Here is an 11255-nt window from a genome sequence, read left to right on the forward strand (position 1 = left end):
GGTTCGCGGCGTCCGCCCGACGGGACCGGATCTCCGGAGCCGTGTGCGGTGCGCTGCGAGAAGAGACTGTACAGGAGGGTGAGCGCCTGGTCGAACTCACCCACCGTGAACGAGTCGTTACGGCACCGCCGCGTCGATCGCCTTCACGATGCGCTTGTCCGAGACCGGGTACGCCGTGCCCAGCGCGTGCGCGAAGTAGCTGACGCGCAGCTCCTCGATCATCCAGCGGATGTCCAGCACCGAGGAGGGCACGGGGCGCCCCTGCGGCAACTGCTCCAGCAGCCACGCGTACTCGTCCCGCATCTCGTGGACCTTCGCCATGCGCGTGGTGTCCCGCTGGACGTTCGTCGGCATCTGCTGCAGCCGGCGGTCCGCCGCGACCAGATACCGCATCAGATCGGGCAGGCGCCGGATGCCCGCCTCCGTGACGAAGCCGGGCTTCACGAGGGCGTCCAGCTGGGCCCGTACGTCCGCCAGGTTCGGCAGCAGCGCCGGGCTCCGTACGGCCTTCAGACGGCGCTCACAGGCCTGCCACGCGGCCAGCACCTGCTGCACCTGACCGACCGTACGGACCGTCGTGTCGACGATCTCCGCCCGCACCTTGTCGTACAGCTTCCGGTAGGACTCCTCGTCCCACGCGGGTCCACCGAAGTCCCCGATCAGCTTGTCCGCCGCGGCCGTCGCGCAGTCGTCGAACAGGGCCTGGATCGAGCCGTGCGGGTTCGCGGACAGGCCGAGCTTCTGCTGGTTCGTCAGCTTCTCGGAGGCGAACTTCGCCGGGTTGACGGGGATGTTCCGCAGGATCAGGCGCCGCGTGCCCTTCCACATCGCCTGCGCCTGCTCCTCCTCCGTGTCGAAGAGGCGTACGGAGACCGTGTCACCGTCGTCGACCACCGCGGGGTACGCCTTGACCGGCTGGCCGGCGCGCCGCGTCTCGAAGACGCGGGTGAGCGTGCCGATCGTCCAGTCCGTCAGACCCGTACGCTCCAGGGACTCCCCGCCCTGCCGCTCGGCCGTGGCCGCCGCGGCCTGCGAGAGGGCCTGGCGCGCCTTCGGCTTCAGCCGGAGCTTCAACGCCTGGAGATCCTTGTCCTCGGCCAGCTTGCGGCGTCGCTCGTCGACGACCCGGAAGGTGATCTTCAGGTGGTCGGGCACCTTGGACCAGTCGAAGTCGTCGGCCTCGAAGGGGACGCCGACCATGCGCTTCAGCTCGCGCGTCATCGCCGTGGTCAGCGGCTCCTGGAGGGACTGCGACTGCGACTGATCGCGCCCCTCCGGGGAGGGCGCCTTGTCCAGGAACGCCTTCGCGTAGTTCGGCGCCGGCACGTAGTTGCGCCGGATGGGCTTGGGCAGGGAGCGGATCAGCTCGGTGACCAGTTCCTCCCGCAGGCCCGGGATCTGCCAGTCGAAGCCCTCCTCCGTGACCTGGTTGAGGACCTGCAACGGGATGTGGACGGTCACGCCGTCCGCGTCCGCGCCCGGCTCGAACTGGTACGTGACCCGGAACTTCAGCCGGCCCTGGCGCCAGGAGTCGGGGTAGTCGTCCTTGGTGACCGCGCCCGCCTTCTCGTTGATGAGCATCTCGCGCTCGAAGTCGAGGAAGTCGGGCTGCTCCTGCCGTTTGTGCTTCCACCAGGAGTCGAAGTGGGCCCCGGACACCACGTGTTCGGGCACCCGCTGGTCGTAGAAGTCGAACAGCGTCTCGTCGTCGACGAGGATGCCCCGGCGGCGGGCACGGTGCTCCAGCTCCTCGACCTCGGTGAGGAGCCTGCGGTTGTCGGCGAAGAACTTGTGGTGCGTGCGCCAGTCACCCTCGACGAGGGCGTTGCGGATGAACAGCTCGCGGCTCGCCTCCGGGTCGATGCGCCCGTAGTTCACCTTCCGCTGGGCCACGATAGGGACGCCGTAGAGCGTGACCTTCTCGTACGCCATCACGGCCGCCTGGTCCTTCTCCCAGTGCGGTTCGCTGTACGTCCGCTTGAGCAGGTGGTCGGCGAGCGGCTCGACCCACTCGGGCTCGATCTTCGCGTTGACCCGCGCCCACAGGCGGGAGGTCTCGACGAGCTCGGCCGACATCACGAAACGCGGCGGCTTCTTGAACAGGGACGAGCCGGGGAAGATCGCGAACTTGGCGTTGCGGGCCCCGACGTACTCGTTGCGTCCACCGTCCCTGCGCGTGCCGGGGCCGGCGTCCTTGGACTCCTTCACGTCCTTCAGCCCGATATGCGAGAGCAGACCGGCCAGCAGCGAGATGTGGATGCGGTCCGCCGGGGCGTCCTGCTCGTTCAGATGGATGCCCATCTGCTTGGCGACCGTGCGCAGCTGGGTGTAGATGTCCTGCCATTCGCGGATGCGCAGGAAGTTGAGGTACTCCTGCTTGCACATCCTGCGGAACGACGACGAGCCGCGTTCCTTCTGCTGTTCGCGGATGTAGCGCCACAGGTTGAGGTAGGCGAGGAAGTCGCTCGTCTCGTCCTTGAAGCGGGCGTGCTGCTGGTCGGCCTGGGCCTGCTTGTCGGCGGGGCGCTCGCGCGGGTCCTGGATGGACAGGGCTGCGGCGATGACCATGACCTCGCGGACACAGCCGTTCTTGTCCGCCTCCAGCACCATGCGCGCGAGACGCGGGTCGACGGGCAGCTGCGCGAGCTTGCGGCCGGTGTCGGTGAGGCGCTTGCGCGGGTCCTTCTGGGTCGGGTCCAGTGCGCCCAGTTCCTGGAGGAGCTGGACGCCGTCGCGGATGTTGCGGTGGTCCGGCGGGTCGATGAAGGGGAACTTCTCGATGTCGCCGAGACCGGCCGCGGTCATCTGGAGGATGACGGAGGCCAGGTTCGTACGGAGGATCTCGGCGTCGGTGAACTCGGACCGGGCGTCGAAGTCGTCCTCGCTGTACAGCCGGATGCAGATGCCGTCCGACGTACGGCCGCAGCGGCCCTTGCGCTGGTTCGCGCTGGCCTGGGAGATCGCCTCGATGGGCAGGCGCTGGACCTTGGTGCGGTGGCTGTAGCGGGAGATGCGCGCGAAGCCGGGGTCGATGACGTACTTGATGCCCGGGACGGTGAGGGAGGTCTCGGCGACGTTCGTGGCCAGAACGATCCTGCGGCCGGTGTGCTGCTGGAAGACGCGGTGCTGCTCCGCATGGGAGAGCCGGGCGTACAGGGGGAGGATCTCGGTGCTCTGCCAGTCAGCGCCTCCGGCCCGGGGGTACTGCTTCTTGGTCAGGGCGTCCGCGGTGTCGCGGATCTCCCGTTCGCCGGAGAGGAAGACCAGGATGTCGCCCTGGCCCTCGGCCATCAGCTCCTCCACGGCGTCCGTGATCGCGGTGATCTGGTCGCGGTCGGCGTCGTCGGAGTCCTCCTCGAGGAGGGGGCGGTAGCGCACCTCCACCGGGTAGGTACGGCCGCTGACCTCGACGATCGGGGCATCGCCGAAATGCCGGGAGAAGCGCTCGGGGTCGATCGTGGCCGAGGTGATGACGACCTTGAGGTCCGGGCGCCGGGGGAGGAGCTGGGCGAGGTAGCCGAGCAGGAAGTCGATGTTGAGGGACCGCTCGTGGGCCTCGTCGATGATGATGGTGTCGTAGGCGCGCAGCTCGCGGTCCGTCTGGATCTCGGCGAGCAGGATGCCGTCCGTCATGAGCTTGATGAAGGTGGCGTCCGGGTTCACCTGGTCGGTGAAGCGGACCTTCCAGCCGACCGCCTCGCCGAGCGGCGTGTCGAGCTCCTCGGCCACCCGCTCGGCGACCGTCCGGGCGGCGATACGGCGGGGCTGGGTATGCCCGATCATGCCGCGGACGCCACGGCCGAGCTCAAGGCAGATCTTGGGGATCTGGGTGGTCTTGCCGGAGCCGGTCTCGCCCGCCACGATCACGACCTGGTGGTCGCGTATGGCGGCGGCGATCTCGTCCTTCTTCTGGCTGACCGGCAGCTGCTCGGGGTAGGTGACGGCGGGGACACGGACGGCGCGCTCGGCGATCCGGCCCTCGGCCTTGGCGACCTCCGCCTCGATCTCGGCGAGCACGGCGGCCCGGGCCTCGGGCTTGCGGATCTTGCGCGCACCTTCGAGCCTGCGCCCGAGACGCTGCGCGTCGCGCAGGGACAGCTGGGCCAGGCGGGGGGCGAGGGCGCCGAGGGCGGGGGCGGGATGCGTAGACATACGCGGTCCAGGATCTCACCTTGGCGAAATTCATGGCTAACGATTTGTCCCCGGCGATTCTCCGGGCGCTGCCCCCACTTACGCTCAGTCGGCGCCCGGCCTGGGCGAGGCCGGTTCGGCGGGGACCGGGGAGGTGGGGGTCGAGGAGGCTGTGGGAGCCGGAGCCGGAGCCGGAGCCGGAGCCGGAGCCGGAGCCGGAGCCGGGGTCGCCGAAGCCGTGGCAGGGGAAGCCGGGGCGGTCTGGGTGCGGGCCGTTCTGTCCTGGAACATCGACTTGGCGGTGTTGGAGACGGCCTTGATGCCCAGATAGGCGGTGGTCATGCTGCTGACGGCGGTGAAGGCCGCGGTGAGGACGCCGACGATCACGGACTTGTCGCCGTCCAGGCGCCACACCCCGAAGATCGCGACCCCGGCGATGGCGAGGTTGCTGATGATCACTGCGAGCAGACCGAAACGAGCCCGGTCCTTCTCCAGCTCGGCGTCCCCCATGACCTTCGTCTGGTCCCGGCTCATGATCTCCCCCACCCGCACGGCTGCGTCGACCGCCAGAAGGTAGCGCCCGGGCACGAACATGCCAAGCTCCGGCTCCCGCAATGACTCGGAGCAGTCACAACTCCGCCACGGTCAACTCCTCTCACGGAATCCTCACCTGACCCGCAAGATAGGTTCATGGCCTCTACATCCACCATGTAATCCCTTGGGGGGACCATGTCTTGGGGTCAGCAGCCCACTTACCCCGGGCCGGGGGCCTGCACCGGTCGGGCCGGCGCAGCCGAAGAAGTGGGCGAGGAAGCGGGTCGTCATCCCGGTCGTCGTCGTCGCGTGGCTGGTCGGCGTGGGCATGGGCGCGGCTGGTGGGGACACCCACAGCAGCAAGCCGGCCGCCCAGGCGAAGGCGGCGCCTGTCGTGACGCCTTCCGTGACTGCGACGCCTACGGTGACCGTTACCGCTACTCCCCGGCCCGCGCCGACTGTCACGGTGACGGCCACGAAGACGGTGCGCGCCACCGTCACCGCTCAGGCGAACACCGGCAGCGGGGGCAGCGACGGCAGCGGGAGCAGCGACAGCAGCGGCAGTAGCGGCAGCGGAAGCAGCGGCAGCGGTGGGGGAAGCTCGGTGTACTACGAGAACTGCACCGCCGCCCGTGCGGCGGGGGACACGCCCCTCTACGCGGGCGACCCCGGCTACAGGGCCGGCCTGGACCGTGACAGTGACGGAGTCGCCTGTGAGTAGTCGTCAGGAGTGATCCGCGAGCCCCGGGTCACGGCCGGGGGCCCGGTGAGGGCCTTGCGCGTTGGCTAGTGGCAGTTACTACCCGGGGCGGGGCGGCCAACGGAGCGCTGAAAGCGGCGCCGGGCTCCCCCAGGCAGCTTTTCGCTGCGCCGGGCGGTCCTGGCGGCAGACGCGCCGAACGATCAAACGATCGGTATGGAGGAGCGCAATCGTCTGCACGGTTGTCCATTAGAGCCCGCGCCCCGAGAGACCAGCAGCCCCGGATCCCTCCGGGGCTCCCGGCCTGTGAGAGCCGTTGGCGTACCGATGGGCGTACCCGAGACGAAAACACCCCCTCCGGATGATCCCGGAGGGGGTGTTTGCCCTGGTAGGGCGGCTGTGGCTGGGGCCGGGGTCGAACCGGCGACCTTCCGCTTTTCAGGCGGACGCTCGTACCAACTGAGCTACCCAGCCACGAGGTTTCACATGAAACCTCAGCGGTCCTGACGGGATTTGAACCCGCGGCCTCCACCTTGACAGGGTGGCGAGCACTCCAAACTGCTCCACAGGACCAAGCTACGCGTACGACAGTGTCGCACATGGTGTCGCGTGCCCCCAACGGGATTCGAACCCGTGCTACCGCCTTGAAAGGGCGGCGTCCTAGGCCGCTAGACGATGAGGGCTATCGGCCCGCCTGGGCGCTTCGCAGCGCGTCGGGGACGTGAGAAGCATATGGGATCGGGCGAGGGTTCGCCAAAACGGTTTAGGGGACGCCCGGCGTGAGGGGCGCGCCGGAGCGGTTCGAGCCTGCGGCGGAGGGGCTCGGAGTGCCGGCGGAGGGGCTCGGAGTGCCGGCTGAGCGGCTCGGAGTGCCGGCTGAGCGGCTCGGAGTGCCGGCTGAGCGGCTCGGAGTGGTGCCCGAGGGGCCCCTGGGTGTGGGGCTCGGTGAAGTGGCGCCGGGGGACGGGGCCAGGCCCGGCCGGTTCTCCTTGGCCAGGTGGCGGCTCACCTCCGCCGTGGTCTGGCCCAGACCGCCGAGCCTGATCTCGTCCCACGCCTGGAGACGGCGGGTGTTCCGGTCCAGGTAGAGGATCGAGGCCTCGATGGGCGCCGGGTACTGGTGCTCGACCGCGCGCAGCCCGCTGCCGCCCGTCGAGCCCTCGATGCGTAGCCGGGTGCCGTACTTCATGATCTCCATCTCCTCGTGGTGCAGATGGCCGGCCAGGACCAGAGGCACTTCGCCGTCCGTCTGACGGGCGGCCGTCGGCTCGTGGGCGATCGCCACGTCGACGGGCTTGCCGGCCGCCTTCTGGTCGCGCAGGGCGGAGGCCAGGCGCGCGCCCGCCAGCTCCTCGGCGCGGTCACCGCCGGGTGCCACGGAGCGGTCGGGGGTGAACTGCGGGTCGCCGATCCCCGCGAAGCGCAGGCCCGCGATCGTGATCGCCCTGCCGTCGTCCAGGACGTGCACGTTCTTCATGTGCTCCAGGTAGCGCTGGGTGGTGCGCGAGTCGTGGTTGCCGCGCACCCAGATGTACGGGGCGCCCAGGTCCGCGATCGGGTCCAGGAACGCGTTCTCCGCCGCCGTGCCGTGGTCCATGGTGTCGCCCGAGTCGACGATCACGTTGATGTCGTACTGCCGCACCAGGGACGCGATGATCTTCCAGCCCGCCGGGTTGAGGTGGATGTCGGACACATGCAGGACCCGGATGGTCGTCGGGTCGGGTTCGTACGCCGGGAGGGTCGAGGTGACGTCGTACAGCTTGGTCACGTTTGTCACCAGGCGGGCCAACTCCTTCTGGTAGACGTCGAATTCGGTGACGATGCTGCGCGCGTTGCCGACCAGGGAGGGGGCCGAGGAGAGCAGGCCGGAGAACTTCGGCTCCAGGACCGACTTGGGGTTCCAGGTGGCGTACGCCGTCGCGCCCGAGGCGGTGAGCAGCACGAGAGCCAGCCCGCCGGCCGTCAGGGCCCGACGGGGGCGGCGGTAGACGGCCAGGCCCAGCGCGGTCGCCCCGGCGACCACCGCCACACCGGAGCGGACCGCCAGGTCGAACGTGCCGTGCTCGACGTCCGCGGTGATCTCCTGCTGGAGTCCGGAGATCCGTTCCGGGTGGTCGACGAGGGCCTGGGCGCGGACCGGGTCGAGCTGGTCGACGTTGACGTCGAGGCGCACGGGGGCCTCGTGGCTGTCCAGCCGCAGGGCGCCGAGCGGGGAGATGTTGATCTTCGTGCCGCCGCCGAGCGAGGGGCGCAGGGTCATGGTGGTGTTCACGGGACCGACCGGTACCCGTACGTTGCCCACGATCAGCAGGCCGAGCCAGGTACCGAGGAGGACGACGGCGACCATGCCGAGCGCCCGGAGCCAGGGGTGCGGCTGCGGGGCCAGTTCGGCGGCGGGCTGGGGGCGGAGCGAGCGGTAGTACCGGGCGAGAGAGCCGGGTGCCCTTCGTATGCGGTTCCAGCCGGCGACAGGGACGCGGAGGACGAGGGGAACGCGGACCATTGGTGGCGTATGCCCAGAGCGCCGGACCGGTATGCGGGATGCCCGACGCCTCACCTATGAGGGTGTCGTACCGGACAATGGCCCTGTGCTGGAGATGACGCGCGAGGAGTTCGAGGAACTGGTCGCCGAGGCGCTCGACCGGATCCCGCCGGAGCTGACACGGCTGATGGACAACGTGGCGGTGTTCGTCGAGGACGAGCCGCCCATCGACGACCCCGAGCTGCTCGGGTTCTACGAGGGCACTCCGCTGACCGACCGCGGGGAGTGGTACGCGGGCGTGCTGCCGGACCGGATCACGATCTACCGCGGGCCGACCCTGCGGATCTGCGAGACGCGGGAGGACGTGGTCGCGGAGACCGAGGTGACGGTGGTGCATGAGATCGCGCACCACTTCGGGATCGATGACGCACGACTGCATGCGCTGGGGTACGGCTGAGGCGCGATGCCCTGTGCCGGGGTACGGCTGAGGCGGGTCGCGTGCGCCGAGTACGGCTGAGGCGGGATGCGTGCGCCGGGGGTACGGAGATGCGTCGTGCGCGCGTTGCTGTGATGCGTGACGCTCTCCGTGCGAGGCGCGTGTCCTCTTGCGGGCCACGGGAGTTGGGCAGGGGGACTTTTCTCACCGCCCCGGAGGTGGCTGCCCGTGCGTGCCTGTTACGTATCCGTCCGTCTGGCCGTCACGGCGATCGCCGTCGCCGCGGCCGCCGGCTGTATGAGCGTGGGCGACGACGCGGGCAGCCCTCCGCCGTCGCACTCGGCGGGGCGCCACGGCGGGGCCGCCCCGGACGGGGGATCGGGGTGGGGCGGTGGCCGAGGCGGGGACCTGGGCGGCGCGGCGGCCAAGGATGGTGCGTCGAAGTCGGGGAAGTCCGGCAAGGACGCCTCGGGTTCGCCCTCCGCGTCGGCGTCGGGACACGGTGCCGGGGCCAAGGACCCCAAGCCGAGCGGCGGGCAGTCGGCGGGCAGCGGCGGCGGGGGTGGTGGCGGCGCGGTACCGCCCGACCCGACGAAGGGAGATCCCCTCCCCACCGCCACCGAGGAGCCGTCGCCGACCAGTGAGCCCGATCCGCCGTCACCGACTCCGACGACCGCGGAGCCCTCCTCCTCGGCGCACGAGCAGTCCGCGCAGCTGATGGTGCGGGAGCCGGCGCCCCAGGCCGGGCAGCCGGTGGCGTAGGAGGGCCCGTGGCGCCCGGACCCGACCTGACGGCTCGTGTGGCGAGGGTCACCCTGCGCGTGAGGGATGCGGTTTGCACTTGGTGGGGGTGGGTGCGTATGGTGGTAGATCGTTTGATCCCATTTGCCCGGCGCCAACAAGACGCGCCGCGTGTGGCGCGTACTCTCCCTTGCCGTGGCCGGACCGCATTGAGGCGGTCAATTGCGACTTCACGGATGTTTGGGCGCGTGCCGTAAACTCCGGAAGGTTCGCATTTCGCATGTCTATTGCCAGTACTGAGCACGTCGTCCTGTCCGAGGACACCGAGAACACCGAGAACGCCAAGGACAAGGACACCGCTCCCGAGATCACCTTCGCGGATCTCGGTCTGCCCGAGGGTGTCGTCCGCAAGCTCGCGCAGAACGGCGTCACCGTCCCCTTCCCGATCCAGGCCGCGACCATCCCGGACGCGCTGGCGGGCAAGGACATCCTCGGCCGCGGCCGCACGGGCTCGGGTAAGACGCTGTCCTTCGGTCTGCCGACCCTCGCCACCCTGGCCGGCGGTCACACCGAGAAGAAGAAGCCGCGGGCGGTCATCCTCACCCCGACGCGTGAGCTGGCCATGCAGGTGGCCGACGCGCTCCAGCCCTACGGCGACGTCCTCGGCCTGAAGATGAAGGTCGTCTGCGGCGGCACCTCCATGGGCAACCAGATCTACGCCCTCGAGCGCGGCGTGGACGTCCTGGTCGCCACCCCGGGCCGCCTGCGCGACATCATCAACCGAGGCGCCTGCTCCCTCGAGGACGTGCGGATCGCCGTACTCGACGAGGCCGACCAGATGTCCGACCTGGGCTTCCTGCCCGAGGTCACCGAACTGCTCGACCAGGTACCGGCCGACGGCCAGCGCATGCTCTTCTCCGCCACCATGGAGAACGAGATCCAGACGCTCGTCGAGCGGTACCTCACCGAGCCGGTGAGCCACGAAGTCGACGCCGCCCAGGGTGCCGTGACGACCATGTCGCACCACATCCTCATCGTGAAGCCCAAGGACAAGGCCCCGGTCACCGCCGCCATCGCCTCCCGCAAGGGCCGGACCATCATCTTCGTCCGCACCCAGCTCGGGGCCGACCGCGTGGCCGAACAGCTGCGCGACGCCGGGGCGAAGGCGGACGCGCTGCACGGCGGCATGACCCAGGGCGCGCGCACCCGGACGCTGGCCGACTTCAAGGACGGGTACGTCAACGTGCTCGTCGCGACGGACGTCGCGGCCCGTGGCATCCACGTCGACGGAATCGACCTCGTGCTCAACGTGGACCCCGCCGGGGACCACAAGGACTACCTGCACCGCGCCGGACGTACGGCTCGTGCGGGGCGTACGGGCACGGTGGTCTCCCTGGCCCTGCCGCACCAGCGGCGCCAGATCTTCCGGCTGATGGAGGACGCGGGCGTGGACGCCTCGCGCCACATCATCCAGGGCGGCGCCGCGTTCGACCCCGAGGTCGCCGAGATCACCGGCGCCCGCTCCATGACCGAGGTCCAGGCCGAGTCGGCCGGGAACGCCGCACAGCAGGCCGAGCGCGAAGTCGCGCAGCTCACCAAGGAGTTGGAGCGGGCCACGCGGCGCGCGGCCGAGCTGCGCGAGGAGGCCGACCGACTGGTCGCCCGGGCCGCCCGGGAGCGCGGCGAGGACCCGGAGGCGGCAGTGGTCGCAGCGGCGGTGACGTCCGGCGTGTCCCAGGAGACCGCCGAGGCGTCGGCTGCCGGTATTTCGGTGCCGGAGCAGCCGAGCGCCCAGAGCGTCGAGCGCGCCGAGCAGGGCGGGCGCGAGGAGCGTTCGGCCGGTTCGTCGTCGTACGAGCGTCGTGAGCGCCGGGACGAGCGAGGCGGCTTCCGCCGGGACGGCGACCGGGAGCGTGGTTTCGACCGCGACCGTGACCGCGACCGTGGTTTCGACCGTGACCGTGAGCGCGGTTTCGACCGTCGTGACGGTGACCGGGGCGGTCGTTCGTTCGAGCGTCGTGACGACCGTGGTGGTTTCCGCCGCGACGGCGACCGTGACCGTCGTCCCTTCGACCGTGACCGCCGGGACAACGACCGGGGCGGCTTCAACCGTGACCGTGACCGTGAGCGTGGCTTCGACCGTCGTGACGGTGACCGGGGCGGTCGTTCGTTCGAGCGTCGTGACGACCGTGGTGGTTTCCGCCGCGACGGCGACCGTGACCGTCGTCCCT

7 protein-coding genes and 3 tRNA genes are annotated in these 11255 nt (G+C 70.1%); 4 read left to right on the plus strand and 6 right to left on the minus strand.

Going from position 1 to position 11255, the window contains the following annotated elements; genetic code table 11:
- Nucleotides 1-117 precede the first annotated feature (117 nt).
- Together hrpA and ABZ823_RS27285 are read right to left on the minus strand one after the other, a co-directional pair.
- On the minus strand, nt 118-4152 hold the full coding sequence (gene hrpA / locus ABZ823_RS27280; protein WP_361665504.1) for an ATP-dependent RNA helicase HrpA: 4035 nt from the start codon (nt 4150-4152) through the stop codon (nt 118-120).
- A gap of 84 nt (nt 4153-4236) precedes the next feature.
- A complete protein-coding gene (locus ABZ823_RS27285) occupies nt 4237-4725 on the minus strand; it encodes a hypothetical protein (protein ID WP_361665505.1) in 489 nt (162 codons plus the stop codon).
- Between the two features lie 406 nt (nt 4726-5131).
- On the opposite strand from ABZ823_RS27285, the gene ABZ823_RS27290 reads away from it, so the two are divergent.
- Nucleotides 5132-5386, plus strand: a complete 255-nt coding sequence (locus tag ABZ823_RS27290; protein ID WP_361665506.1) for an excalibur calcium-binding domain-containing protein — start codon at nt 5132-5134, stop codon at nt 5384-5386.
- Nucleotides 5387-5765: 379 nt separating this feature from the next.
- On the opposite strand, the gene ABZ823_RS27295 is transcribed toward ABZ823_RS27290, so the two are convergent.
- The 4 genes from ABZ823_RS27295 to ABZ823_RS27310 all read right to left on the minus strand — a co-directional run bounded on the left by ABZ823_RS27295 (nt 5766) and on the right by ABZ823_RS27310 (nt 7868).
- Nucleotides 5766-5839, minus strand: a tRNA-Phe gene (locus ABZ823_RS27295).
- A 24-nt stretch (nt 5840-5863) separates the two neighbouring features.
- Nucleotides 5864-5938 (minus strand) — tRNA-Asp (locus ABZ823_RS27300).
- 37 nt (nt 5939-5975) lie between these two features.
- Nucleotides 5976-6048: transfer RNA gene (locus ABZ823_RS27305), tRNA-Glu, on the minus strand.
- Between the two features lie 80 nt (nt 6049-6128).
- Nucleotides 6129-7868, minus strand: coding sequence for a metallophosphoesterase (locus ABZ823_RS27310; protein ID WP_361665507.1), 1740 nt, complete (start codon nt 7866-7868; stop codon nt 6129-6131).
- A gap of 85 nt (nt 7869-7953) precedes the next feature.
- Here ABZ823_RS27310 and ABZ823_RS27315 point away from each other — a divergent pair, with 85 nt between their 5' ends.
- The 3 genes from ABZ823_RS27315 to ABZ823_RS27325 form a co-directional block, all read left to right on the plus strand.
- Nucleotides 7954-8304, plus strand: a complete 351-nt coding sequence (locus ABZ823_RS27315; protein ID WP_361665508.1) for a metallopeptidase family protein — start codon at nt 7954-7956, stop codon at nt 8302-8304.
- Nucleotides 8305-8511: 207 nt separating this feature from the next.
- Complete coding sequence (locus ABZ823_RS27320) at nt 8512-9045, plus strand: hypothetical protein (RefSeq protein WP_361665509.1); 534 nt, start codon at nt 8512-8514, stop codon at nt 9043-9045.
- 259 nt (nt 9046-9304) lie between these two features.
- Nucleotides 9305-11255, plus strand: a 1951-nt coding sequence (locus ABZ823_RS27325; RefSeq protein ID WP_361665510.1) for a DEAD/DEAH box helicase, incomplete at its 3' end; no start/stop codon positions are given.

This window comes from Streptomyces sp. NPDC047079 (genome assembly GCF_040643755.1).
Taxonomy (GTDB): domain Bacteria; phylum Actinomycetota; class Actinomycetes; order Streptomycetales; family Streptomycetaceae; genus Streptomyces.